This window comes from Labrys sp. F242 (assembly GCF_057813875.1).
The window spans coordinates 1-25,205 of sequence record NZ_JBVASG010000007.1 but is presented as its reverse complement, the minus strand read 5'-3'; the positions used below and the strand labels follow the sequence as shown (position 1 = coordinate 25,205).

Below are 25,205 nucleotides of genomic sequence, written 5' to 3'. Positions count from 1 at the left end.
ATGGCAGAAACTCTACAAGTACCTTGGGTTGCAGGCTTTACACTTGTGGCTTGCAAAGACCGTATTACCACTAGGCAATCCGCTCCAAGTTGCCTACCGGAACGCAATCCAAGCGCGTGATGCGCTCGGTTGGACGGACATCGAACAAGGCTTTGGGCATGGCATCCAACATGAGCTCACTGTGCCCTGCATGGCGCCCCCCTGGTCACCGGTGATTTCCTTACGGAATGTCGTTGGCGAGCTCGCGCTCGATCCTATGAGCTTCCGGAACGCCGGCTCGGACCAACCGGGCAAGGGCGTCATCGATTCGCGGCCGGAGCGGATGGCTTGCTGAGCGAACCGACGGGTCAGATGACATCAGGACTTCGATCCACAGAGCCAGGCGCTTCCCCAAACCGACTTCGACCCATAAGCCTGTATTGTCAGGCTGGCGCCTGAGCCAAACAAGAGCGCTGCTGAGGAAGAAGCCGGCATGCCTGGGCGCGTGAGACACCTCGAGCAAATTCATTGTCAGGATCGCAGTGAACGGGACGGGGCCCGTCTCGATCAACTGGCTGAGTTTTGGGAGGAATGCGTCAACCTGGTCAACGGCCGTTGCAAACAGATAGCAATTGGATCCGCTAAACGGATTGTAGTGGTTGAAAAACAAGGCTGCGATTGCCGGACCAATCCGGCTCTCGACCATAAGCTCCAATCGCTCCTGTTCCCGGTGCCAATCATGGCTTTGCATCAGGCGATCGGCGAGGTGATCGCGAATTTGAACCGCTGTCTCGCGATTTAGTCCGTGACCATTGAAATAAAGATCGTCGATGCTTGGGACCAGCACCGGGACGATGTCGAAAACCGACCTGTCGGGAACGTCGATCAACCGGCTGACTTCGGTGACGGCATCCCCCGGACCCAGCTTCAAGAGGGCACGTGCGACCAGCCGATAGAAGACGTCGTTCCAACCATCGAAGCGGTTTTCAACGTCGGCGTGCCGTTCGAATTCGGATCCATTCGCCCTGGCTGTCCAATCTGCATAGGCGTTGACGAATACCAGCAGCCAGTCGCGATCTTCCGGATCAAAAGCACCCGTGAGCTGGCGAACCCACAGAGCCCCAGCCTGGCTATGAAATAGCTCTTCGGGCCCTGCTTGACGATCCGTTCGAGCTTCGATTGGCGCAGTTCCAATCCGAACCCCCGGTCGGGTGCGTATGGCGGGTGCCGGCAGGGCTGGCCAGATCGGCTCGCCGGTGTGGCCGTGCAACCAGGCGCGCTCGGCCGCGATGGCTGCTTCAACTCTCCTTCTATGTTGAGCCTGGTCAGTCGATTGGTCCTCTGGGCTATCCCCTCGGCGGAACGGCTTGATTTGGGCCGTCATTGCACATCTGAGGGCCGCTCGAAGGAGGCGCCGATCACGCTGACGGATGATGGCTAGACCGGCTCCAAACCCTTGCGCGGCTTCGCTGGTGTCACGACCAGCCAGATCCAGCAATGCATCTCGATCGGCGTCACTTTGTTTCCTTCGCCATAGGTGGATGAGACCGAGCGTGGCAATGCTGATCGGATTGTAACGAATTCCCTCGCACATGCTGGACGCAATATCGGGCGCCGTGGTGGCAAGTGCTGTCGCAAACGCCTGTCGTACCCAGTCCTCATGCTCGCCAAGGAACGGATCGGAGCCGTCCCGGGCGGTAATCATGGCGGCCGAGACGATCGCAATCATTCGAGAACGCAAAACGTCCTCAGCCACGTCGTTGTCGAGCGACTGCAAGCGTCTGGCATGAGCAACTGCACGTTCCACAAGCTCAGGATTGGAGTGATCCACATGCTCCAGGAGATTGCGAAGCGCCAAATCTATGCTGAAATCCAAGCTTTCAGCAGAGTGCCTGACTTGAAGATCTGCGATGTGCACCAGTTCATCGGGGGGCGGCACATAGATTCGCTCGCCATTCTCCGTGTGCCAGTTGGCTGGATCGATTGCGTTGAGCGCTCGCCGCACCATGAGCCGGGGCTCTACTAAGGTATCGCCCGGTTGGGGCTCTTCAAGCCGCTCGGCGGCCGCCTGAAGGAGCACGCGGAGCCCTGTACCATCGGCGTCCGTGCTGTGCGCGAATTCACCCAGGAGATTCTCCAGGGCTGCTCGTCGCGAAGGCCGCTCGCTGATATCGGCAAGGCGAATTGTTGCGCCAGGTTCCTTTGGCCCGACGGCACCAAAGTCCAACGGGTTCAAACCGGGCAGCCAATCGCGCGCAAAGCGAACATGATCCAAGGACAACAGCTCAGGAGAGCAGAGAAACGGCAAGGCCGCCGGCATTGTCTGCGGCCAGTGCGAGATCAGGATATCGACCGCCACCAGAAGAAAGGCGGCGGGCGTACCGTCCGGACCGAGGATATCGTCGATGATCTGAGCAAGCGGGTCGCCCCGCTCCATGCGCATATGTGACCAAGCCTCCAGCGCCATCAGCCCTGATTCGACCGCAAACAGGCAGCCAGAGCCACGCGACCAATCATAAGTGCGCTCCCACGGGAAGAAACGAGGCCCGGACGACAATACGAGGGTGACCCCGTCTTTGCCGGGCTCCTGTCCTGTGCCGATGCAGGAGACGGCGTGCTCGACCAGGCGTCGTATGAGCGCCAGGCCCTGTTGCGGGGCCGCATTGAGCAAATCCCAAAACGGGCCTTGTGCCGGCGAGCTCGGCAGGAAGTCAGAATCGAGATGGCTGAAAATAGTGTCGTGAGATCGCCGGTTGGCCGGATAATCCTTGGGTTTTGGGATGAGGCCGAGAATGGTGAGCTCTGCAAGTTCAACGGGCGCCGCCTGGGCCAGGGTACCTCTGAACTTCATGAGATTGCGGATCGTATAAGTGTTGTTCCGTCCTATTACGCCGAGCAGATAGCGCTGGGCCCGTTCAGGTACGCTGATCGCCATGAGAGCGAAGGCCCGCTGGACGTCCGCGGCTAGCTTTTCGAGCTCATGGTATCTGAAGTCCGCTTTAAAGCGTGGTTCAGGCTGGGCAAACAGGCGGTGCTCTCGAGCCCCCTCGATCTCGTCGAGCCAGTCCGCGAGTGAGCGTGCGATAAGCTGCGTGAGCTCGCCTCGCAGGAACGTCGACATCGAGAGATGTTGGAAAAGCTCGACGATGTCGGGCAAGGCCTGGATCGGGAGGTCGGCTTGTCGCTTGATGAGCCAACACGCCAAAGTGGCCCAGGACATGTTGGCCGGCCCATAGATGCCGGCGGGAATCGCGGGCAGCCCGCCCCCCTTTTCTGCCAACATGTCCGCAAGCGGACGCGCCTCGACCGCGATCGTAGTCCGGATCAATTCACGCAAAAGTGCCCCGTCCTGTTCAAAAAGCGAGGCAGCCGCCTGATCCAGGAGGGCGAAGCCATGCTCCGAACGAAGGATCGCCAACAACGACCATCGACGCCAAGACGGATGTGCGCCCGGCACGCTGACCCGATCCAGGTAGCTGACCCAGGACCGAGCGTCCGACGAACGCTCGAGCGAGAGCCGAGCTCCAAGCTCAACGCCCCGAACCAACGACGCCGCGGCAGTTTGGGAAAGAGGCAGGCGGTCCACCGCGGAGGGGTCACCGTGCAGGAGCCGGGCTATTGCCCACTCGCGCAGCACGTCATGTCGGAAAGTGACCCGGTCCAAGGCTAGCTCGCGCAGAGTTCCGCTCGAGACCAAGGATTCCACCGCGGCCGGCGGGGCTTGGGTCGTGAGGTAATCGACACCTCCAAGCGCACCCTCGGAGAGGTCGCTCAGAAGTCGCGCGCGCTCCCGGCGTCCGCTAGGTGCGCCGTCGGCCGTTGTCCACCAGCGCTCGAGAAGATCGACTTCGGACCGTAGATCTTCCGTGGGGCCCTGCACATCGAGCAACCGGGACAAGCGGAATAAGTTGCGGGCAATCGGCCGGGCGGGGTGATCGTCCGCTAGGAGCGCTCGCAGAGCCGGTTTGGCCTCTTTCAGTTCATCGAGCTCCTGCTCACCGATATCTTGGATGACGACAGGCGAGGCGCGGCCTAAGCGATCCAGCACATCAGACGGCAACCAATTTGGCTCATCCTTATCAAAGCCGGTTCTTACTGTGACGATGATCTGAAAATTCGGGATGTCGGCCGCAGTGCGTACCAGATCGACCACGGTCTTGCGCTTGCTGTCGTCATCGAAGAAATCGAGACTGTCCACGAACAAGACGGCACCGCCGTCGCTGGCAAGATCGGATAGAAAGGCCTTTGGGCTTGCATCCACGCCCAGCGCGGTCTTGAACGCCAGCCAGCCTCCGGGTGTCGTTCGTTCAGGTGAAAGCACAATGGCGTTGGCTTCGCGAAGGGTCTGTTGGACAAGCATCCCCAGGACCCCGGACTTCCCAACGCCGGGACCGCCCTGAATCTCGATATAGCGACCCATAGCTCTCGATTCACGGACAGCTTGCAGTTGGGCTGAGCGCGCCAGAGTTACGCCGGCGATATCACAGCGAAGATCGGCGGCGGTCAGGGAGGCGGCATCGGATAGCGTCTCTCTCGCCAAGCGGTTTCGAAGCGATCCGCGCACGCGGAAACTGTCGACATTCGTGAGCGTTTCGAGCAGGCGCCTGCGGTCCAGATCCCCTCCTGACGCAGCGGTTCGAATGGCGGTTTCGGTCAATGCTTTCCAAAAGCCGCTCGCTCGAGAGACCTCGTCAGGTTCCAGGACGCTGCGGGACCGTTCGATGGCCAGCTCGAGTGACTGTGAGCCCGGTGCATCATAGTCGAATGGCAGGATCTGAAAGCGTCGGAGGATCTGCCAGATCGTCTGATCATCATTGGCGCAGCCGAACTCCGCAAGATGGGCGCGGACGGTTGCCACGAAGCTCCGCATGTCGTCGTTGCATACGCCCTTACGGTCAATCCGTGCGATGAAGGTGGTTGGCGAGCTGATCTCTCGAGCCCATCGAAGAACGTCCTGGTAGGCGCCGGTGATCTTGAATGAGTTACGCTCGGTCGCGACGGCGAACTGATGGCGTTGATGGGAAAGATCAAGCCTGGCATAGGCCCGAGCCAGCTGCGCGACGACGTCTTTGAACACGGCGTCGCCCCGAGTGAACTTGATCGTTCGCTTGACCTGCACTTCAAGCGTCGCGGGCTCGCCAATACGCGTTATGCCCTGGATGACTACATCGTCGAGTGGATATCCTTCCCCTGCGCGTTGGAGTTCGACGCGCTCGATTGACATGCCCGGCAGTCCCCGAGGATCTGCGTCTGCGAGAAGAGTCAACAGGTAATGCGCGCCGACCTGCCCCTCGAACAGCGCACCAGTCGGCCCGCTCGCAGAAGGACTTGCCGCGGAGGACGTTCCGGCGGATGTACTATTGCACATACGAGTTCATGAGATGTGGGAGCTTCATTCACAGCTAGATATAGCGGATGGATTGCAAAATAACTAGTGGTATGCTGCCTATTTGGCTAGGCGATAAAGTTCACATCAGCGTCGAGATTTCAGGAAGTGATCAGCCATGGAATATATAAACAAGAATCTTGCCGCGATTACCGCTCTTGCGACATTTGGTGGCGGTTTTTTATCTCTGTATTTTATAGTTATTTATTTATCGAAATTTAGCTGGAGTCTTGTATGGCTAATAGAATATACAGATATAATTAAAATTGCAATTGTGCTTGTCAGCTTTGTAATAAGTTATGTATTGTTATTTTATTATTGGGTTATTATGTGTAGATGGATGAAAAAGAAAAACTTACACGTGATTATTGAACTAATTGTATATTCTATGCCCGTATTGAGTTATTTGATTTTAACGTTATTTATAAACTATATAACTGGTTCTAGGCTAAGCGACTATCAGATATCGGTCATCGTTTTGTTGATGTGGACGATATGGGTAGCACTGGACATTATAAACGCCCCTCCCAACATATCTGCGCTTTCGTCCCTTATTACACCGCAGATGGGGCTTCAAATTATACTTATTTTGACACATACAGCCAATGTCATGGCCCAATATACAAAGTATAATGACCATTTAAATTCCTATATTATCACAGAGGATCGTACTTATTATAATACAAGAATCATTATGCTGCTATCTCATCATACCATATTTTTGATTAACGATGATATTAGGGTAATAAAAACAGATTCGATCAGAGATATTGTGATGTATGGATGGAATAATAAGAAGGATATAGAAAAGCACTAATTAGACTAAATAAAAATCTCAATTCAAATCGTGCCTATTTCAAGAAAAAATAAATCAATGCCATCACATCTAGGTTTCATATTCTGGAAACGCCACGGTAAGCTGACGGCGCTCTTATTCAGCCGATAAAGTCTTTTTTCAAACGCACTCCGACGCCACCGCCGTTCTCTGGAATAAACTCTATTCCGGCGTTTTCCATTACACTTTGCAGATTGCCCACGGTCTGACTTTTTAGCTGCTCCCCCCGTTCGAAGCGGACCACCGTCTGAGTTGAGACATTTGCACGAGCGGCAAGCTCTCGGACGCCCCACCCCAACGCCGCTCGGGCCATCTTACACTGCGTTGAGTTCATCAAATTTCACAACAATGTAGTGATTTTCATTGATCATTGACGCAATGCTCTGGTACTCTGCCACTTGTGAACGGCGGCTGGATACGTGTGTCACCACGCATCCAGCCTAGCCACAATCTAAGCTGGTAAGGAGCTCGGATCATGGATGATTCCGACCATAGCACGACTTTGTCTTTCGTCACCCGGCGACGCCTGCTGATGGGTACGGCGTTTGCCACATTGGGCTTGCCATTCCAGAGCAAAGCGGTGGCTTTCGAAACGATGGCCGGCCCCTACAGCCCCGACCCCGCCCTATTGGCGTGGAAGGAGTGGAAGGCGGCGGCGCTCAGAACAGAAGCGCTATGCCACAAGCAGCAGCGGCTCGAGACGAAGCTTGTCCGAGAAATCGGCTTCCCCCGGACCGCACTTCGCCTGCCGGGAAGCGGTGAGACGCTGGAATTCTTCTCGCCGGAAGATATCGAGGCCGTTTGTGGCTCAGCCCCCGAGATGGCTCACCTGTGTACGAAGGCCAAGGCAGAGTTGGCCGAGCATCAGGTGCGCTGGGACGTGGTCGATGAGCAGATTGGCTACTCGGCCACCAAGCAGGCGGAGGTGGAAGCCGGCGAGCGCGAACAGGAACTCGTCGATGCCTTGACCGTCACGGCGGCCACCTCACTTGCCGGCATCGCGGGCAAGCTCGACATGATCTTTCACGAGGGCACTATCTGGGAGGACGACACCGAGTTTCCCCAGCCGCAGATCCGCTCGGCGCTGCGTGACTTGATCCGCATCGGGCAGGACATGGAGCCCAATACCTTCATGCCTGGAAGCGACCGTGAAGCCTCCCGCGCTCGCCGGCCTGGGTCTGGGGCATAGCCTGCCTGGGGGCGTGCGTCGCTTTCACCAGAACTCATCGAACTTGCCCTTCGGGCGCCATCCAACGGGATCGGCAACCCATCGGCTGATCTCGGATTCATGCCAACCCGCCCCGGTGATGCTGATCTTGATCCGGGGTGGGAAGGTCCCCTCGGCGATCTTGCGGTAGATCGTGGATCGGGACAGCCCGGTTCGCGACTGCACGGTTTTCATGCGAATGATGCGGTCTGGTTCACGCATGGGCGGGTTGCCTCCTGCTGGCTGTTTCTGACTGGTGTTGGGACTACACAGGACAGGTGGTCACGGGTGCGCAAGAGCGTTTTCCGCTTCGTCGTGCCGTGACGAGGAGACGGCGGCATAGCGGATGGGTCACATTCCGATATCCAGTCCCCGGCCCCTGCCGAGGCCGTGACTGAAGGCGAGTTCCACACCGAGGCGGCGGCCTGAGTCGAACCCGACATCGATGCCGAGTTCCCGCTTGCGATTGGCGAGAAGAGACTCCAATTGCGGATCGCGCTCCAGGCTCCTGGCCATGTCGCCCATGGCTGAGCGTGTGGCGTTGTAATGGGAGAAGTCGCCGGCCTGGTACTGGAGCTGGCTCGCCCGCTGAAGCTTCTGCCAGCGCTCGACGAAGCGGTCAGCGACCCGCTGCGGATCGGTGCGGATCTCGGTCTCGAGTTGGAGGGCCCGAATGGCGCGGCCGAGCCGGCCGCCGGCCGCCTCGCGGGCAAGGCTGGTATCCTTGAGATAGGCCGCCTCGGCATCGCGCCAGCCAAAAGGCCGTACGTTCTCGAAGACATCGCGTGCATCCTTCAGCTCGCGCCACTGCTCTGGGCTGGCCCTGTCGCCGATTTGCTGCTCGGCGAAGATGGCATTCACCGCACGAGCATGGCGCACCAGCGCCCTCGTGCGGACTTTGCGCAGTGCCTCCTCGGGATCTTCGGCAGCTTCCTTTTCGGGTACCGTGGGTTCGTGCTGTACCTTCGTCCTGGCTCTTCCTGCTTCCCGTTCCGGCCCTTGCCCTGCTTCTCTGCTGGGCGGGCCGTCCGGGGACGAGCGGAACCCATCGAGCAACTGGTCGATCCGATCGCGCAGTTTCTCCGGCATCACCTTGCGTACGATTTCGGCGACGCGCTCGCGGAAGCTGATGCCGCGCCGCTCGGCATAGTGCTGGGCCGGATCGCGTTGTTCGTAATCGGACGCCATGTCCTTGGATCGATCGCGCGACAGGGTTCGGACTAATCGGTCCCGATCGGCAAAATCGTCGCGGCCATAATGCAGTTCCATACCGTCACGGTGGCGCGACAGGGCGACATAACTGCCATGGGCATCCAGGCCTGGTGTTGCCAGCACATGGGTATGGTCCACCGTCATGCCCTGGGCCTTGTGGATGGTGGCGGCATAGCCATGGTCGATACGATCATAGTCCTTGAGATCGAAGGCGACGGATCGGCCATCGTCGGTGCGCACGATCATCGATTGCGGGCTGACTTCCTGGATCGTACCGAGCGTGCCGTTCTTCACGCCGAGGCTGCGTTCATTGCGCAGGAACATCACGCGGTCCCCACTGGCAAAGCTGCGCTCGCCGCGCTCGACCGTCACGTGCACATCAGCGCCGAGATCGCCGGCGGCATGCATGCGGTCGCGGGCCGCTTCGTTGAGGGATCGCACCTCGGCATTGGTGTGGGTGAGAATGATCCGACTGGCATCGGATGAGGCCCGCCGATCGCGATCCCAGCGCTCGATCAGATCCTCGCGGGCCTGCTCCCGTGTCGGGGCTGCATGCACCCTATCATGGGCGCTATAGGCGTGGATGGCTCCACCGGCCCAGCCGGTGGCCAGATCCCTCGTGGCATCCCTCTGCCAGTCTTCGCGCTGGCGGCGCACCTCGCCGATCTCGGCGCCACCATGACGATCATGGAGCGAGCGGAAGGCCGCGCCCGCCTCGATCGCCTGCAGTTGCTGCGGATCACCGACCAGTACGACTTTCGCGCCGGCGTCGGCTGCATGCGAGAGCACCCGTTCCAGCTGCCGCGTACCCACCATACCCGCTTCGTCGACCACCAGAACATCGCGGGAGGTGAGCAGATCCCTGCCCTGCCCCCAACCATGTTCCAGGCTGGCGATGGTGCGGGAGGCAATGCCCGATCCGCTTTCGAGATTTTCCGCCGCGATGCCGGACAAGGCAACGCCGCGGACTTCATAGCCCGCTGCGGCCCAAGCCTGCCGCGCCACGCCCAACATTGCGCTCTTGCCGGTGCCGGCATAGCCGACCACGATGCCGAGATCACGCCCATCGGTGATATGCGCCAGTGCGTCGGCCTGCTCGCTCGACAGAACGAGACCACGTTCTGCTGCGCGTGCCAGTGCCGCCTCACGATCCGCGTCATCGACCGCATGGCGCTCCCGTTCCACCATCAGTTCGGCAGCACGGTGCAGGCGCTGTTCGGCTTCGATCATCGAGCGAGTGGTGAAGCGGTCCTCGTCTTGTCCGTCCTGGCCGAGTTCGATGAGATCGGGCGAGCCGCGCATCGCCCCCATCACCTCATTGAACTGGTCGAGGCCGTCGCTGTGACGATGGGCGAACATCGCCATGTCGCGCTGCGTGAAGGTCGATTGCTGATGGGTGATCGCATTCAGCGCCACAGACGGATCGGCGATGATCCGCTCGCCATTGCCGCGCGCAGTCTCGCGGTGCATCTCGGCGCGATCAGCTTCGATCCCGACGCCGTCAATGCCTTGACCCTCGACGCCCAGATCCTGGCTGCCCTCGCGCTCGATGCGTTGCGCCGGGGCACCGATCTGGCTTTGCGGCTCCAAGGCGATGCCCTGGTCTTCCAGACTGCGATGATCGATACGGGCGTCGATGTCGAGTTCGGCCAGGCGCTCGTTGGCAAACTCGGCCCAGCGCTCGCGCCAGTGCTCGACCATTTCGGTGCGGTTCCAGTCCCGCACCTTCGGGCCGAAGCTGGCCTCGTCTCCGTTCACTTCCACTGAGCGCATGGTCAGCATGACATGGGCATGGGGCTTGGGCATGCCGTCCTCGCCCACATCCCAATGCACATTGAGATCGGCGATCATGCCCATGTCGACGAACTCGGCCTGGGCGAAGTCGCGGGCAAGCTCGATGCCTTGCGTCTGGCTCAACTCGCGCGGCAGGGCAAACTCGACCTCGCGGGCCAGTTGGGCATCCTTGCGGATCTCGAACGCCTCGACATCGTTCCACAGCCGCTCGCGACCGCTCCAGACCTCGGGGGCATTGTCCGGCAGCATGACCTCGGAATGCACGACGCCCCGTTTGGCCGAGAAGTCATGGCTGCGGTCGAGGCGCTCGTCGCGCAAGCGCGAGGCCGAGCGGTAGGCGGCGGAAGCCACCGCGCTGGAGCCGGCCTTGCGGCCGATGACCTTGACGTGCAGATGATAGATCGCCACCGATCAGAATGTGGCACAGTCGAGCTGACGTCGGAACGACGTATAAGCGCGCCCTCCCTCGAAAAAATCTCGGGAGCGACTAGCCGGTCCCAGCCAGTCTCGGCAACCCTGCAGCCTTTGGTCAGGGGCTCGACTATCATCGCTCCATCAACACTTTGGAGGACATGATGCGCAAACCGCGAAACTTCGATGCCGAACTGAAAGCCCTCGAAGACAAGGCACGCGAGCTCAAGACCCGCAAAGTGCAGCAGCTCGGTGAGCTGGTGATTGCCACCGGCGCAGACGCGCTCAGCGCCGAAGAACTCGCCGGCGCGTTGCTCCTTCTGACCGAGACGAAAGACGCCAGCAGGAGAGAGGTGTGCGCGAGGCGCGGCGCCATGTTTTTCCAGGGGCGAGCACGGCGATCTGTGCCGGCGGCTGATCGCGATACGAACAGCACTCCGACGCAACCAGATCGACCGCAACCGACATCAGGCGGCGCGGGCGCGGCATGACATGCGGACGTGGCAGGTCGAGCGCCGCAAGCGTACGCGGCATCTGATCGAACTCGGCGGTCTCGTCGTCAAAGCCGGGCTCATCGACCTGACCAATGACGATCGCGCCATGATCTACGGTGCTCTGCTCTGGATGGCCGACAAGCTCAAGAGCGAACAGGGCGAACAGGGCGAACAGGCGCGAGCGCTATGGACCACAAAAGGAAAGCAGGCCTTTGAAAATGATTGAAAATAAGCAACGCCAGCCCAGAGAGGTGCGTGCCGGCGAACTGGGCCGGCTCTTGCTGAAGAAATCGAGTGCAAACTTCGGTGGGTGATTTCGCTGTGAGGTGCGTTGAGATAATGGCAAATCGCTCGTTCAGCGTGACAGATAGCGCCCCGACCGATCAAAGTTTGGGGAGCCGAATTGGCCAAACGCATTCCACAGGAGGTCAAACAGCGGTCGCAATGCGATCTCTGGCCCGTTAGCGGCCTCAGCAGCATCGAGGGTAAGTTCAGGCAACGTGATCCGATCGGAGCGACATGGATAGGCAATGCCACCGCGCTCTTCATTAAGGTGTGCCGCAACACCACGTATGCCAATGAGGCTTATCAATACTGCATAAGGAGCTGGTATCGCACGTCTATGATACTCAGCGAGCACCCGACTAACGCCGGAGATTATTTCCTGCTCGACACCAGTCAGGGCGATCCTCGGTCGATCGTCCCTTGCACCAACATGGACCTCTGCGACGGCTTCCGCGATTCCGTTGCGGAATAATGTCGAAAATGCGCGAACCGATGCAAACCTCTCGTCAGGTCTCGAATAGCGCACCAAGCCGTCGAGCGAATACATCTGATTTCCACCACTTGCCCCGAGAGGACAGGGCCAGCTTGCTCCACCATGCGGATCGAACGAGAGTTGAATGTTGTCGGTGAACGCAGCCCGCGGCACGACATGCATGATCAGGCGCGTATCACCGTCCTTGCCGACAGCTAGAGGGCCTTCATTATTCGATAGGATAGCCAAGCGCTCAATTCGAAAATACCTGATCCGTTCCTCGACCTCGGAAGCAAAAAGAAAAGCTCGGCGCAATTCATTTACTGACATCGGATGCTTCCCATTCTCGTCCCGGATGAAAAAGCGATAATCCTTGGCGACGACTACACGATGCGGCGCGCTCCAACTCCGAGCAATCTTGATAATCAAAACGCCACGTTCGGCCTCAATAGCGAGCCATTTGATCCTGAACTCAAGGAGCGGTGGCTCGAACGACGTGCGAATAGATTCGGAAGCCGCGCGAACAAGCCCATCCGGATCGGATGAATTGACACCACATAGGTCAGACGCGATTCCATTCTTTTCATCAATCCCGATGATGAGATACCCGCCATATGTGTTGGCCATGGCCGAAATATCCGCGGCAAACTCGCGCTTGTCCTCCTCTTTGCGGCCGTAGTGATCGCGCTTGAATTCGAGTTGCCGTCCTTCTGGGATACCCTCGTCAACCAGAGCTCGAAGATCAGTCAAAGATATGTCATCAAATTCTTTTGCAAGCATCAAATCGCTCTCGAAATTTCATGTCCAGCATCAGGCAATCGAGGCCTCACAATAGCAACTGCGGCTCGCTCTGAGTCCTAATCCTCTATGCCTCTTCTAGAGCCCCGTTGTACGAAATTGCTATGATTTGCGTCCTTAGACGCCTGGTGCAGCTCTGACCAACGAGCGCTGAGACATAACCTCATGTTCAGTTTGAATCCCTCACATACCGCTACAGGGCCTTTTCGTCACGTCGTCACCTCTGCCTGCTCCCCGAACTGAATCAATTGGAGCGCGAGATTTCTGAGCGGCTGAAGGGCAGCAGCATCCGGGCTGTCATTGTTTGTCACGAGTTCGGATCGACGCTACCAATTGTACGCTTGAGACGCCGCTGCAGAGTTTTCGCTGACGGAATAGGATCCCAACCCTGTTTTGCGGCTTCTTCTTTCATTTGCCGATGGACGGAGGCAAAGGTGGGGCGATGACCTTGCCGGGAGCTGGCGACAAGAAATTCCCAAGCTCGCGGGTCACATTTTGCGATAGCAGTGCGACCTACATTTTGGGCTGCCAAAGCTGCGAGCTGTTCACCGGGTTTGGCGCTCCTCCACCTTCTCAACCAGTTATAGACAGTCGAGTGGCTTACGCCCATCTCGCGAGCAACCGTCTCAACCGCCGACTGGCGTGAGCCGGAAGATGTCAGAATATTTACGCGTTCAATGGCTGTGTACTTTCCTTCTGTTTTAGTTCGGCTCATATATTATCCCCAACTTCTTCAAACCAAGCGGTATTGTCAGACTGCTTTGTGCCTTGCAGCCTGAGGTTAGTGAGCCCACGGCATGAATTCACTGAGGCAGCTATTCAAATGGCTATTGACGATCGAAGCAATCGCCTTGATGAGATAAGAAGCCGGCTCGCGCCTCGTGAAGCTTATTTTCGACGCCGAATTGTATGCATGGGCTGACTGGTCGTCGATGCTGGACCCGGGCTCGTGGACCTGGCCGGCGATGATCGCGCCATGGTCTACGGTGCACTGCTCTGGGCGGCCGACAAACTCAAAAGCAATCAGAGTGAACAGGCACGAGCGCTGTGGGTCGCTAAGGGAAACCAGGCGTTTGAAAATGATTGAGGCACCAGAATCGTGTACGTGCGCTGCCCGTTCATTTTCCCGGACGATCGAGCAATGTCCGGCCACCATTTTGAAGCCAAGTTCATATGTTACAAGATTGGAATCCCGATGCCCTTTCCCAAAGGGTCGTGCGTTTTTGCGAGCTGAAGCTCGCTATTCATTTTCATCCGCAGGATCTCAGAAAGCTTGAGGCCTTCCTTCTGAGCCTGATCGCTCGCCGGTCATTTCTGCCGCTGCGAGGCAGGACATACGACTGGGGCAGGATTGCAGAGCGCAGCACCGTCCAAAGAGAGCAATTGGTCAGGAACAGAGATGCGGTCCGTCCAGTGCTTGACGCCATTGCAAGGGCTCTGCGCGTGACGTCCACCAAGGAAACAGTCCAATCTGCAACCGAACCGTCGAAATCCAAAAGGCTTCGCGGGAGCCCTCAAAAGGCTTCTGCGGAATCGGCATTCCAGACAGCGGAGCCGCCGGCACCTTCCCTCTCCGCACCATCATCACGCAGACGGGCCATTGCGATCGAGGATGCCACAGAATCCCAATCAAAACTGTCGCAGCCGAAACGACAGCGTGGAAGACCGCGTAAGGTTCCTTTGGTCGCCCAAGAGCCGGCGACGTCACCGAGTGCTGCGACGAAACCTGCCGATGTGCCAACTTCGTCTCGCAAACCAATCGTTCCGGCCATTGCTGCTCATAGAAGAAAGAAGTCAGGCCCGAAACTAAAGCCGATCGAGGAATTCCCGCGCGCACTCACGGACGATTGGGAGGATCCTGTTGACTTCGATGCGGCTTTGGCCCTTCACCTGCAGCGCCATGGCGAAAGCTATTGGCAGCTTTATCGGGCCGTTGTCAGGGCCGATGAGACCTTCGACAACAAGACACTGCTGAGCTGGGTGCAAGGAACGAAGGCACCACGTAGTGTGGAAAGTCTCGAAATCCTTGGCCGCATCGAGCGCCGCTATCGGCTGCCCGAAGGATATTTTCAGGCGAAGATCCCAAACCAGGCTCGTGCGGCCTCCGGTTTCAATCTCCACAATGTCAGCCCCGCCGAACGACGCAGGCTGGCCTGGCATCTGCCAGATAATTTCAACACCCTGCCGCTCTCGGAGCGAGAGAAGATTCTGGAATGGGTCCGACGGGTAATCATTAGCGGCTCGACGGATTATCGCCGGTTCCAGGCTGCTGCGATGAAACAACGATATGCCATCCGCTTTCCCGGCATTGCCTATGGTCGTTCGGAACCTTCGGAATCTTTCGATCACAGCGAGGGTATCGAAAATAGGCCGCCGGACACCGATCCAGATCTCCTTTCGGGCGTCATTGACGCACCGCCGCGCCTTGCCATGGAGATGGCGCAACTGGTGCGCTTCAAGACCTCGACGCTGACCGCCTTCGGCCTCCAGCGCAACGGCGTGTGGGGTGAAGAAACCACCTCCCAGAAGATCGAGCACCTCGGCCTGATGCTGGGCGCCCTCGCTGCTTCGCCCAAGGGCATTGTCAAAGGCTATGGCGTGCCACTTCAGCATCTCACACTCGGCCTTCTCGCTTTTCCAGCCGTTTGGGATTGGTACGTCCAATGGCGCGAACGTCGGCGTGGTTTCTACACGGCCTGGGAGGTCGACATGTTGCGCATCGCCCTCGCCCTGACACGTCAGGAAACCGGCTGGCTTCGGCAACATGCGCAACTTGTGCAGCGGGTTCAGCCGATCCCTGGCCTCGTATCGCAACAGGAAATCGAACGCGCCAAAGCGGATTGGGATGGCGCCTGCGACACATTCTTCAAACACGCGACAGGCCGCGCCAAGGAGATCCAGCGAATTGCACGTGTTCATCGCGACCCGTTCGAACCCATTATGCCCATCCTGGAAGCGCCGAGCCCTGTTGGGGAATATCGCAAGATCACTGACGAGATCCTGCAGAGGATGCCAGACGAGCGACGCTATCCGCGCGCGGCGGCCGAGGCCGTTCGCTCCTTTCTGATGTTGAGGCTCGGCCTGCATCTCGGATTGCGGCAGAAGAACCTGCGCCAATTGATGATCTGTCCACGCGGACAGTTTCCGCGCACGGAGCGGCAGCTCGAAGACCTGAAGCGCGGCGAGATCCGCTGGAGCGAGCGCGGCAACGGTTGGGAAGTCCTCATCCCATCGGTCGCCTTCAAGAATGCGAACTCATCGTATTTCGGGAGCAAGCCGTTCCGCTTAGTCCTGCCGAACCTCAGAGATCTCTACGATCACCTGGAAGCCTACGTGAACCGCCATCGCGCTGTCTTGCTCGCCGGCACCCAAGATCCCGGGACATTTTTCGTCAAGACCGTGAAAACGACGAGCAAGGATCCTGCCTATGACCAGAATACCTTCTATGAGGCCTGGCGGCTAACGATCCAACGGTATGGCGTGTACAATCCATACACGGGCCGCGGTGCGATCAAAGGCTTGCTCCCACACGGGCCGCACAATGTCCGCGACGTCCTTGCAACTCATATTCTGAAGCAAACTGGTTCATATGAGCAGGCGAGCTATGCCATTCAGGACACGCCGGAGATGGTCACGCAGCACTATGGGCGCTTTCTGCCACAAGATAAGGCAGCGCTCGCTGCGAGGATTCTCAATCAAGTCTGGGAAGCGGCGTGAAAGAAGGTTCTGTTTGGATAATAGCGCTGGACGTGCCAGGCGGGCCAAGGATGTCCATTGATCTCGCCTCCAATACCGAAAACTCGGCCTCCAGCGGACCTCTGCCATCATTGCCGTAGCCCGGATTACAAGTTCGAATCCTGTCTGGGACGACACTCATAACTAAACCATATTGTATCTTGCAGTGCGGTCCCGGCTAGGATGATGACGGGCACCACTAAGTCATTGTTTCGCCGTTAAAAGTTTATCTACTTTGAGCGGTGATCGATCGCAATTTTGACGCAAGGACTTTAGGCTGCACCCACAAGATTACAGCGTTCGATTCCGAAGAAACCATTTTCCGCCAGAAAGGCTCGCGTCGGCTTCATTAAGTCACGCTGGCCGGCGGCCGATATAAATGTGCTTTGATTTAGGCTTGCGAGCCCGAATAGGTGGTAGATTTTGTATTCAGAGCCGATCCCCTTGAGCTGGTCCGCCCGAACTAACTCGACGATAGCATTACGCTGAGACAATTTCGTCCCTGCAACCGTCGGCACCTGCTGATTCCAAACCTTTATTGGAACGTGTTCATAAGTAGGAATGTCGTCAATCGTGACATCGAGGCGCTCCATGAGCGCTTGTCCAATTGACAATATGTTTGGACGACAGAATTTCGATATCCTAAAGAATCGGTCTACATCCAAGCCGATATAGTCTGTTCTTATAGCAGTAATTGCCTTTGTTTTGCTAGGCTCTAAAGATGTGCTGGCGAGATTTAAGTTGTTATAGAAAGTAGCTGAGAGTTCATTTCGAGCTTCGATCGACGGAGTTCGCGCTTGTGCGATGGACAGCATTTGCTCATGAAGATAGTTGAAGCGAGCGACATTGAGCTCGGTAACATCAGTGAGAAGATCAAGGACTCCTTTCAGTGGCGGATCAAAATGAGCATTTTTTACATCTTTCATATCATCCTCTTCCTCGAAGTCCGCGACAGGCCTTGAGAATAAATTAATATCGCGCGACTTGGAGAATGATGCTGCGACAGCGTCCATCAGCGCCGTCGCTGCTTGCTTGAGAGCCTTATCGTCCGCCTCATCGACTTCATATACGTACCAGAATTCGTCACCGATCGTTTTTACAAGAAAGAGTCTATCCAAACGGATGCGGTCATCATTAGAGAGCAGATTGTAAAATGTTCTTTCAACAGAAAATAGTAAACGCAGATAATCTTTATATAGATTTTCGCGGTAATCGCTTTGGCCTTTGCTCAATGATATAATAGCTTCTTTAATTTCTGTTGAGCCACAAAGATCAATTGAAAGAGAGAGGAGTGCTTTCCCAGCCATTTCGTCACCTTATTTCGTCTGCAGTTTAAAGACCCGCAAATTGCTTTTTACCTTCACAGCATAGCTCAAGTCGTTGCACTATCGCACATTCTATAAGCGGGAGTTTCTGTGAAGCGAGCTTTGAGGGGCAGTTGGAAGAGCAGCGCACCACCCAAGGCACTGAAGGGCAGGTATCCTAATTCGTCGAGGCACCTATTCGAAGGCGGATTTGATGTTATCCGTTACGGCGAGGAAAAGTTGCTTGGCCTTCCACAACCCAAGCGAGGCGGGTGGCCCAGCGAGTTTCCTTAGCCCCGATCGGCTAGGGGCAAAGAGATAGGCGCCGCCTGTAGGCGTAATCCATGATCGCGCCGGCGCAGCAATAGCTACCGAACCATTCGGGCCGGCGATCGTCATACTCCGGTGGACGTCCCCCCTGCCAACAAGCAGATCGTCACCACGCGCTGGATTGAGCGCACTGTTCATCCAATGCTGGGTTAGAAACTCGAATTGATTCTTGATGGAAGACTGAAAGGCGATGAAGTTGAGTCCTCGATCAATCTCTTCAGGCGCTTCATCATAGCGCTTGCCGAAAGGAATTCCTCTTCGGATCATCCGCGGAATCTCGACAACGTCCTTTGGCCCCGCGCGCGGGTTCACTTTTCGGATATGTGCTCCGAAAGGACATGAGAGCGCATCGGGATCGTTCGCGAAATCGAAGCCGTTCTCGTGAGGTGATGTATTGGGATCAGTCGCCACTCCAACTGCTATCGGCGTGCCCGATGGCCAGCGGCCGACCAGCAGCGCGGCGAGATGATCTGGGGAGAGCGAGGGCCATTGTACGGCTGCGTGAGCGGCTTCCACGCAAAAAGACCGGAAGGCTAGAACATCTTGGCGCAGTCGACGCCAGACTAAGAGAGAGCCATTGTCGGTAACAGCGCGTGGGTCGACGGCGGCGGTGTAGGGACCTTCGCCCTCGGACTTTGGATAGCCGAAAATGAAGAAACCGGGACCCAGCCCGGCATCCGAATCGTAACCCAGCACAGAAGGCTGAGACACGCCGTCCCTGAACCCAAAATGCTCAGTATCGTTCATCAAACGCCTCGCGGTCTCGCGCCATGATAACGACAGGCTCGCGGCCGCTGCAGCTGCAACGAGTTGGTCTGCACGCACGGTGACGGCGGTTTCGTCATTGGCAGCAACGATGAGGAAGACGTCAACGGGGTTGATCGTGTTGCCGGCCTTCCACGATGTGGGATCCGTCTTGTCACCTAAGATGGACGGCGCCCGTCTGAGCATACCGCCATTGAAGGCGTCGTCGCGGATGAGGACATCAGGCGCGACGGCTTTCAAGAATGCTTGGCCGATGGCCACGAACAGCCATGTTCCAGCATCTTTTGGGACAGCTTTCATCATCGGACGCTTCGCCTGCACGTCTGATGCGACTGCTACCTCATCTGCGAGGGATGCGACCCACGAAGCGGCGGCGGCAAAATCGCCGGCGGTCACTTTGAGGGCTATCAACTCCTGGACGTCGGTGTTGAAGCCGCCAAGAACATTTCCTTGAATATCCCCTAGTTCCAGGGCTCGGTCGCTCATCGCAATTTTGGCGCTGCTGTCACTGTGTGAGGTAGAACAGCCGAAACTGCGGTTGCTGTGATCTTGCTTGAAAGCAGATCAGGAAAGGCCTGGTCGAATCCAGCTTCGCAAGTCCCATCACTGAGCTTCAACTGTTGACCGCCTTGCTTGCGGCAACACGTCGCAGAACAGTTGACGATCGGGCCGATTGCGGAACCGCCACGCTTCCAACGGGTGACGAACAGGTGCACAGACAGCAGTTCTGCAATCTGGCCGGCATACTCGACTGGATTTCCACCGACGAGGAGATCGCTGATCGTGAGCTTCTCACTTGCCGGGATTTCAAGATCTAGGTGCAATACACGGCTCTTGCTATTGTCCCAGAGGTCCTGACCGCGTCTCACTTTCCACCAATCACGTGGAACTTTCGTTGCGTTGTCAGGAAGCAGGAGGCCGGCCTCCTCGACTCCGGCAATATACAAGCCAACAGGGTCAGCAAGCGTATATCGGTAACTCCCAAGAACTTGAGCATACGCCTGCGCCGAAATCAGCGGATCGCTGTTTCTGTTGGGGTTGCCGCCTTCGTTGCAGCACAGCAACCGCTCGGGGTCCTTCCCGTCGAGGGTTACGCCTTTCGCATTTTTTCGGGCGATCGCTGATACGCCTGCGAGATTAACCTCCGCGCCGAGAGAATTCGCGCGGTGCGAAAGATGCACAATCCCTGGGTTTATATTGAAGCGGTTCCGCGGGTTGAACCCGCCGGGCTCCGCGACCGTTTCCAACCTACCGTCAGAATAGCGCCGGTAGACGCCGTCTGGCGTGCGCAGATCGTCGATCTTGAGAGATGCGAGGCCCGTGAACTCTTTGTATAAATCGAGAACGCGCTGTTCGTCGGCATCGAACAGGGCAGCATAGTAATCGTAGCCCTCGGCGACAAATGAGAGTTTCACGATCTTTCCGTCACGGTCGCGACGCACCGCCCATTCCAGATATTCATCTTGGCGGTCACGAACGGGAAGGTGGAGAACGCGGTCATGCCGATCAATGAAAACGCCAGGTCGATGGTCTTCATCGCCGAGGTGCTCCACCGCTCGATAGTTTCCCTCAGCATCAGTCTCTGTCGGGGGGAACTCCTTCCAAGGCGCCCTGCGTTGGACCGCACGGGGAAAGCCCCCCCAAGCCTGGACCGGGATTGTCTCAGCGCTCCCGGGCGGCACCGTCTCTGTGGGATCGACATAGGCAAGGCTATCCCGATTTGCGATAACCTCCTCCGGAGTGACTGAGTTTGGATCCTTATTCAGAGCGGAGCCAACGAGGATCTGGATAATCCCCTGGGTCTCCTTCAGCATCGCTGCATGCCAGCTCAAAGGATCGCGAAAATCTGTCACGCCCGCTGGCGCGCCGAAGACCCATTCGGACATATTTCCCCCAAAAGAACGAAAGCGCTGAAATTTATTTCTACTGTCGAGCCTGCGATAGCCTCCGTGACTTGCTCGTGAACTGTTCCGAGTATTGACCAGCAACGGATGTCGGAAGTCATCTTCAGCGTCGCATTTTCTTCCTCAAGTGCCCTCAGCCGCCGGGCCTCCGACACCTCCATGCCACCATACTTCTTGCGCCACGTGTAAAACGTCGCGTCCAAGATGCCGTGCTTGCGACATAGCTCAGACGCAGATAGCCCCGCCTGATGCTCCTTCAGGATGCCGATGATCTGTTCATCCGTGAACCTCGATCGTTTCATGGCCCGCCTCCTCTGTCAGGAAGCAGGCTAATGTCCGCCGTCAGCACCCATGGCACAGATTTGAGGTTGTGATTTAAGGAGGATCTGGGCTTCGTCGCAGTGACGAAGGAACGAAGATGAAGCCCAGATCCTCCTTGAAAAAATCGCCGGTAAAAGCCCCTGCCGAGCAGGTGGTGAAGGACATCCGGCGGCAGACCCGGCGCCATTTCTCGGCCGAGGACAAGATCCGCATTGTGCTGGAAGGCCTGCGTGGCGAGGACAGCATCGCCGAACTGTGCCGCAAGGAAGGCATCGCCCAGAGCCTCTATTACACCTGGTCGAAGGAGTTCATGGAGGCGGGCAAGCGCCGCCTGGCTGGTGACACCGCCCGGGCTGCGACCACCGGCGAGGTGCAGGATCTGCGCCGCGAAGCCCGCGCGCTGAAGGAATGCGTGGCGGACCTGACACTGGAAAACCGTCTGCTCAAAAAAAGCATGATCGCGGATGGGGGCGACGACGAATGAGGTATCCCGCATCCGAAAAGCTCGAGATCATCCGGATCGTCGAGCAGTCGCACCTGCCCACCAAGCGTACGCTGGACCAACTCGGCATCGCCCGGCGGACGTTCTACCGCTGGTATGATCGCTTCCTCGAAGGCGGGCCAGAGGCGCTGGAAGATCGGCCATCCGCGCCGAGCCGGGTGTGGAACCGCATCGGCGCCGATATCCAGGACCAGATCATCGAACTGGCGTTGGAAGAGACAGCCCTGAGCCCCCGCGAACTGGCCGTGCGGTTCACCGATGAGAAGCACTACTTCGTGTCGGAAGCCACGGTTTACCGCCTGTTGAAGGCCTATGACCTGATCACCAGCCCCGCCTATGTGGTGATCAAGGCCGCCGACCAGTTCCACACGAAGACCACCCGACCGAACGAGATGTGGCAGACCGATTTTACCTACTTCAAGATCATCGGGTGGGGCTGGATGTACCTGTCGACCGTGCTCGACGACTTCTCGCGCTACATCATCGCCTGGAAGCTGTGCACCACCATGCGGGCCGAAGATGTCACCGACACGCTGGACCTCGCTCTGGCGGCCTCGGGCTGCGACAGCGCCACTGTGCTGCACAAACCCAGGCTGCTCAGCGATAACGGCCCGAGTTACATCGCCGGCGAACTGGCGGAATACATCGAAGCCCAGAAGATGAGCCATGTACGCGGCGCCACGTGTCATCCGCAAACCCAGGGCAAGATCGAACGCTGGCACCAGACCCTGAAGAACCGCATCCTGCTGGAGAATTACTTCCTGCCCGGCGATCTCGAAGCCCAGATCGAGGCCTTCGTCGAGCACTACAACCACCAGCGCTACCACGAGAGCCTGGCCAACGTGACACCCGCCGACGCCTACTTCGGCAGGGCTCCGGCCATCATCCAACAGCGCGAAAGGATCAAGCGACAGACCATCAAATATCGGCGCTTGCAGCACCGCAAGCTCGCCGCTTAACATCAACCCCCAGACGAGGCCAGAACTCCGCTAATCTACGCCGCGAGTTGCGCCAAATGTTCTGACGACGGACAGCTTCTGACTTCCGGGCGAGGCCCTGAAGTCCTTCCTGATCTGCCAAACAGAGCCATTCTCATCATCCCGCGGCGGTGCCCAGCCGGCGCTGACCGCAATACGAGGTGCACCATGTCCATCCGTCACATCCTCCTTGCCGGCGCTTTGTCCGCCAGCCTCGCCGCTGGTGCCTTCACCACACCTGCTTTCGCCAGCAACGGCGTCTTCGACGCCCTCGACCCCTGCATCCAGGCGACCGACAACTTCCGGGATGCTCGGGAGAATCTGATGCGCCAGTTCGATGCGGCGGTTGCCGACGCGGATAACGCCGCCGTGCCGCAGTGGTATCGCAACGCCTGGCTCAAAGCGAAGAAGGCGGTGCTTCGCAACATGTTTGACGAAGCTCTTGCGCCGCCGCTGAAGGACAGCGGCGTCACTGATCTCGACGCGGCCTATGAAAATTGGTTCAAGAAGCAGCTGGACGCCATCGGTCCGGAGAAAGTCGATCAGATCCAGACGGCCAGCTTCCGGCAGGAACTGAAGGAAATCCGGATCGAGCAGCGGACCAAGGGCGAAGGCGAATTGAAGGCGGGCTCCGCCGAACTCAGCAAGTCCTGCAAAATGGATGTCGGCAATCAGGCCCTCCGGGGCGTGCTGACGGTGACCTTGGCACCAGTCGGCATGATTTCGAGAAATCTGGAAATCGCGAAACGGGAACGCGGCGCGATCGCCAAAGGCCTGGCCGCGACGACTGGCATCAGTGTTGACGCGATCAACGCGAACGGCGGCGTCTTCGGCGGCGGCCTGTCGGGCGGACCGAACAGCTTCTTCCGGAAAAATCTCGGCATTCGCTTCTGACATACGCGCGATTGCTCCGTTGGAAGGGACGAAGCCCGCTTCTGAAAGCTGCGTGGGCGCATCTTCCAACTAGCCATGCATCCCTCGCTCGTGCACACCACGAGCGAGGGCAATTCCTGTAGCTATTCGGGTCGATGTAGAGGTGTTTCTTGCCCAGAAGGCCGAAGCGCAGGATCTGAAGCTCCACGAAACGACACGCCGCCTGGGAACATGCGGCACGTCCATCCTCCTCGGCTGATAGAACTGCAGATGGCCGCCGCACTGGCAAAGGCGGAAGAAGCCGTTTCGCTTCGGTTCAGTACGTTGCCCTTCCGGGCGAGAGACTCTTGGGATTGCGATAGATTTCTGTCGTTTACAATCAGACAGCCGTTTGCGACGGTTGACTGCTAGTTGGCCGGATGTCGAATCCGACAAAGACGAGCGTCGCTGGACGATCCAGGGGATGCCAACAAATGGGACTGAAAATTGAGCCCTATGCGAAGCCCGTCCGCTGTTGACTTAACAGCCGCCAACAACCTGCCGCCGGGAGGCGATGCGCTCTTTAGAATTTTCTCCAGATTTGAATTTGCTCTGAAGGCGGCTCGCTATGTCGAAGTAGATCGAAAGGGCGCAGTGAATCCAGACTGGGAAAAGTTCGTAGGCGATCGACTGAAAGAAGCATTTCTGCAACGAGTGCGGTCGGAGAATCTAGCGCCCACACTAATTTCCAAGCCTCCAAGCAAGCAAGTGTTTGAGCAGGAATTGGACTGGCGGCCGGCTCCGCCCGTTCGGAGCGTTTCGGACCTGTTCGTCATGATCCGTCGAGTACGAAACAACTTGTTTCATGGCGGCAAATCAGGCGAACCTGATGCGGACCGGAATGTGCGGCTAATAGCTGAGGCAATTGTCGTTTTGCTCACTGCTCTAGAAGATTGCGACGAAGTTCGCGCTGTGTTTGAAAACCGCTATTGAGCGCGCTGCGATATAAGCCTGGATGCAAGAGCACGTCGCATTGAAAGGCGACCCTCAGCGATCAAGCAACTTCGAAGCTTTGCCGACAACCGATTGACGTTGGCTCGTGTGTACTGTGGCGCCGACATAGAAACGCACGATCATTTGCCTTCCAAAGTCTTGCTCGGCCCGCCTTATTCTGAAAATCTTTCGGTTGTGCCGGCTTGTGACCAGTGCAATCAAACGTTTTCCAGCCATGGAGAATATCTGGCCTGCCTACTTGAATGCGTTCAATATGGTTCAACGGTTCCGGAGGATCTAGCGCGGCCAAACATGCGCAGAATCTTAGCCGACAGACCCGCGCTTCGCGCACGAATTGAGCACGCGAGAAGAAGCGATTGTATTTGACTAGGCCAGTCTCAAAGCGAGGACTTTCCAGGGGACTAGTTCACCCCAACGACGGAGCTAGCGTGACAACACCGCATACAAACGCAAAACCGCCCTGATGCTCAGATCAGGACGGTTAGCGACTTATGATAAAACTGGTTGCGGGGGCAGGATTTGAACCTGCGGCCTTCAGGTTATGAGCCTGACGAGCTACCGGGCTGCTCCACCCCGCGGCAGGTAATTTACATGGTATTCGAGATTTTTGCTTTGCAGGCCTGGCAAC

18 protein-coding genes, 1 tRNA gene and 1 pseudogene are annotated in these 25,205 nt (G+C 57.7%); 9 read left to right on the top strand and 11 right to left on the bottom strand.

All coding sequences use genetic code 11. From position 1 onward, the window contains the following. Positions 1-220 precede the first annotated feature (220 nt). Complete coding sequence (locus tag ACZYTC_RS30265) at positions 221-5,203, bottom strand: hypothetical protein (RefSeq protein ID WP_488991300.1); 4,983 nt, start codon at positions 5,201-5,203, stop codon at positions 221-223. A gap of 280 nt (positions 5,204-5,483) precedes the next feature. Here ACZYTC_RS30265 and ACZYTC_RS30260 point away from each other — a divergent pair, with 280 nt between their 5' ends. Beyond that, positions 5,484-6,182, top strand: coding sequence for a hypothetical protein (locus tag ACZYTC_RS30260; protein WP_488991299.1), 699 nt, complete (start codon positions 5,484-5,486; stop codon positions 6,180-6,182). Positions 6,183-6,300: 118 nt separating this feature from the next. On the opposite strand, the gene ACZYTC_RS30255 is transcribed toward ACZYTC_RS30260, so the two are convergent. Next, positions 6,301-6,534 carry a helix-turn-helix domain-containing protein gene (locus ACZYTC_RS30255; protein WP_488991298.1) on the bottom strand — a complete coding sequence of 78 codons (234 nt, stop codon included), beginning with the start codon at positions 6,532-6,534 and terminating at the stop codon, positions 6,301-6,303. A 141-nt stretch (positions 6,535-6,675) separates the two neighbouring features. On the opposite strand from ACZYTC_RS30255, the gene ACZYTC_RS30250 reads away from it, so the two are divergent. Beyond that, the gene (locus ACZYTC_RS30250; protein ID WP_488991297.1) at positions 6,676-7,389 is read left to right on the top strand and encodes a hypothetical protein; all 714 of its coding nucleotides are present in this window, start codon (positions 6,676-6,678) and stop codon (positions 7,387-7,389) included. A gap of 24 nt (positions 7,390-7,413) precedes the next feature. On the opposite strand, the gene ACZYTC_RS30245 is transcribed toward ACZYTC_RS30250, so the two are convergent. Then, positions 7,414-7,629 (bottom strand): helix-turn-helix transcriptional regulator, encoded by a 216-nt coding sequence (locus ACZYTC_RS30245; RefSeq protein ID WP_488991296.1) that lies wholly within the window; start codon positions 7,627-7,629, stop codon positions 7,414-7,416. 129 nt (positions 7,630-7,758) lie between these two features. Continuing rightward, a complete protein-coding gene (gene traA / locus ACZYTC_RS30240; RefSeq protein ID WP_488991295.1) occupies positions 7,759-10,821 on the bottom strand; it encodes a Ti-type conjugative transfer relaxase TraA in 3,063 nt (1,020 codons plus the stop codon). A gap of 167 nt (positions 10,822-10,988) precedes the next feature. Here traA and ACZYTC_RS30235 point away from each other — a divergent pair, with 167 nt between their 5' ends. Together ACZYTC_RS30235 and ACZYTC_RS30230 are read left to right on the top strand one after the other, a co-directional pair. Further along, positions 10,989-11,315 (top strand): conjugal transfer protein TraD, encoded by a 327-nt coding sequence (locus ACZYTC_RS30235; protein ID WP_488991392.1) that lies wholly within the window; start codon positions 10,989-10,991, stop codon positions 11,313-11,315. A gap of 1 nt (position 11,316) precedes the next feature. Then, the gene (locus ACZYTC_RS30230) at positions 11,317-11,544 is read left to right on the top strand and encodes a conjugal transfer protein TraD (protein WP_488991294.1); all 228 of its coding nucleotides are present in this window, start codon (positions 11,317-11,319) and stop codon (positions 11,542-11,544) included. Positions 11,545-11,673: 129 nt separating this feature from the next. On the opposite strand, the gene ACZYTC_RS30225 is transcribed toward ACZYTC_RS30230, so the two are convergent. Continuing rightward, a complete protein-coding gene (locus tag ACZYTC_RS30225; protein ID WP_488991293.1) occupies positions 11,674-12,855 on the bottom strand; it encodes an AlbA family DNA-binding domain-containing protein in 1,182 nt (393 codons plus the stop codon). Between the two features lie 325 nt (positions 12,856-13,180). Further along, positions 13,181-13,588, bottom strand: coding sequence for a DNA-binding domain-containing protein (locus tag ACZYTC_RS30220; protein WP_488991292.1), 408 nt, complete (start codon positions 13,586-13,588; stop codon positions 13,181-13,183). 207 nt (positions 13,589-13,795) lie between these two features. Between ACZYTC_RS30220 and ACZYTC_RS30215 the strand changes: the two genes are divergently transcribed. Both ACZYTC_RS30215 and ACZYTC_RS30210 read left to right on the top strand, forming a co-directional pair. Next, positions 13,796-13,960, top strand: coding sequence for a conjugal transfer protein TraD (locus ACZYTC_RS30215; RefSeq protein WP_488991391.1), 165 nt, complete (start codon positions 13,796-13,798; stop codon positions 13,958-13,960). Between the two features lie 86 nt (positions 13,961-14,046). Continuing rightward, entirely contained in the window at positions 14,047-16,590 is a 2,544-nt protein-coding gene (locus tag ACZYTC_RS30210) for a hypothetical protein (protein ID WP_488991291.1), read from the top strand. 290 nt (positions 16,591-16,880) lie between these two features. On the opposite strand, the gene ACZYTC_RS30205 is transcribed toward ACZYTC_RS30210, so the two are convergent. The 4 genes and pseudogenes from ACZYTC_RS30205 to tnpA form a co-directional block, all read right to left on the bottom strand. Next, positions 16,881-17,915 (bottom strand): hypothetical protein, encoded by a 1,035-nt coding sequence (locus ACZYTC_RS30205; RefSeq protein WP_488991290.1) that lies wholly within the window; start codon positions 17,913-17,915, stop codon positions 16,881-16,883. 192 nt (positions 17,916-18,107) lie between these two features. Continuing rightward, complete coding sequence (locus tag ACZYTC_RS30200; protein ID WP_488991289.1) at positions 18,108-19,493, bottom strand: Dyp-type peroxidase; 1,386 nt, start codon at positions 19,491-19,493, stop codon at positions 18,108-18,110. Beyond that, on the bottom strand, positions 19,490-20,893 hold the full coding sequence (locus ACZYTC_RS30195) for a hypothetical protein (RefSeq protein WP_488991288.1): 1,404 nt from the start codon (positions 20,891-20,893) through the stop codon (positions 19,490-19,492). The genes ACZYTC_RS30200 and ACZYTC_RS30195 overlap by 4 nt, the downstream gene beginning before the upstream one ends. A 119-nt stretch (positions 20,894-21,012) precedes the next feature. Then, a pseudogene (tnpA, locus tag ACZYTC_RS30190) lies at positions 21,013-21,213 on the bottom strand (IS66 family insertion sequence element accessory protein TnpA); the annotation flags it as partial. Positions 21,214-21,329: 116 nt separating this feature from the next. Between tnpA and ACZYTC_RS30185 the strand changes: the two are divergent. The 3 genes from ACZYTC_RS30185 to ACZYTC_RS30175 all read left to right on the top strand — a co-directional run bounded on the left by ACZYTC_RS30185 (position 21,330) and on the right by ACZYTC_RS30175 (position 24,556). Beyond that, positions 21,330-22,693, top strand: a protein-coding gene (locus ACZYTC_RS30185; protein ID WP_488991287.1) for an IS3 family transposase whose coding sequence is annotated in 2 segments (ribosomal slippage) — positions 21,330-21,677 and positions 21,680-22,693 — 1,362 coding nt in all. Because the reading frame shifts where the segments join, the coding sequence is not laid out codon by codon here. 186 nt (positions 22,694-22,879) lie between these two features. Further along, positions 22,880-23,605, top strand: a complete 726-nt coding sequence (locus ACZYTC_RS30180; protein ID WP_488991286.1) for a hypothetical protein — start codon at positions 22,880-22,882, stop codon at positions 23,603-23,605. Between the two features lie 474 nt (positions 23,606-24,079). Further along, a complete protein-coding gene (locus ACZYTC_RS30175; RefSeq protein WP_488991285.1) occupies positions 24,080-24,556 on the top strand; it encodes a hypothetical protein in 477 nt (158 codons plus the stop codon). A gap of 522 nt (positions 24,557-25,078) precedes the next feature. Here ACZYTC_RS30175 and ACZYTC_RS30170 read toward each other — a convergent pair. Further along, positions 25,079-25,155: transfer RNA gene (locus ACZYTC_RS30170), tRNA-Met, on the bottom strand. Positions 25,156-25,205: the final 50 nt, after the last annotated feature.

Bases quoted from the DNA above. Each gene is read 5' to 3' on its own strand.
- ACZYTC_RS30175 (WP_488991285.1), top strand. From the start codon at position 24,080: ATGCGAAGCCCGTCCGCTGTTGACTTAACAGCCGCCAACAACCTGCCG.
- ACZYTC_RS30245 (WP_488991296.1), bottom strand. From the start codon at position 7,629: ATGCGTGAACCAGACCGCATCATTCGCATGAAAACCGTGCAGTCGCGA.
- ACZYTC_RS30260 (WP_488991299.1), top strand. From the start codon at position 5,484: ATGGAATATATAAACAAGAATCTTGCCGCGATTACCGCTCTTGCGACA.
- ACZYTC_RS30265 (WP_488991300.1), bottom strand. From the start codon at position 5,203: ATGTCAATCGAGCGCGTCGAACTCCAACGCGCAGGGGAAGGATATCCA.
- ACZYTC_RS30205 (WP_488991290.1), bottom strand. From the start codon at position 17,915: ATGGCTGGGAAAGCACTCCTCTCTCTTTCAATTGATCTTTGTGGCTCA.
- ACZYTC_RS30180 (WP_488991286.1), top strand. From the start codon at position 22,880: ATGTCCATCCGTCACATCCTCCTTGCCGGCGCTTTGTCCGCCAGCCTC.
- ACZYTC_RS30230 (WP_488991294.1), top strand. From the start codon at position 11,317: ATGCGGACGTGGCAGGTCGAGCGCCGCAAGCGTACGCGGCATCTGATC.
- ACZYTC_RS30220 (WP_488991292.1), bottom strand. From the start codon at position 13,588: ATGAGCCGAACTAAAACAGAAGGAAAGTACACAGCCATTGAACGCGTA.
- ACZYTC_RS30250 (WP_488991297.1), top strand. From the start codon at position 6,676: ATGGATGATTCCGACCATAGCACGACTTTGTCTTTCGTCACCCGGCGA.
- ACZYTC_RS30200 (WP_488991289.1), bottom strand. From the start codon at position 19,493: ATGAGCGACCGAGCCCTGGAACTAGGGGATATTCAAGGAAATGTTCTT.
- ACZYTC_RS30210 (WP_488991291.1), top strand. From the start codon at position 14,047: ATGTTACAAGATTGGAATCCCGATGCCCTTTCCCAAAGGGTCGTGCGT.
- ACZYTC_RS30225 (WP_488991293.1), bottom strand. From the start codon at position 12,855: ATGCTTGCAAAAGAATTTGATGACATATCTTTGACTGATCTTCGAGCT.
- ACZYTC_RS30195 (WP_488991288.1), bottom strand. From the start codon at position 20,893: ATGTCCGAATGGGTCTTCGGCGCGCCAGCGGGCGTGACAGATTTTCGC.
- ACZYTC_RS30255 (WP_488991298.1), bottom strand. From the start codon at position 6,534: ATGAACTCAACGCAGTGTAAGATGGCCCGAGCGGCGTTGGGGTGGGGC.
- ACZYTC_RS30235 (WP_488991392.1), top strand. From the start codon at position 10,989: ATGCGCAAACCGCGAAACTTCGATGCCGAACTGAAAGCCCTCGAAGAC.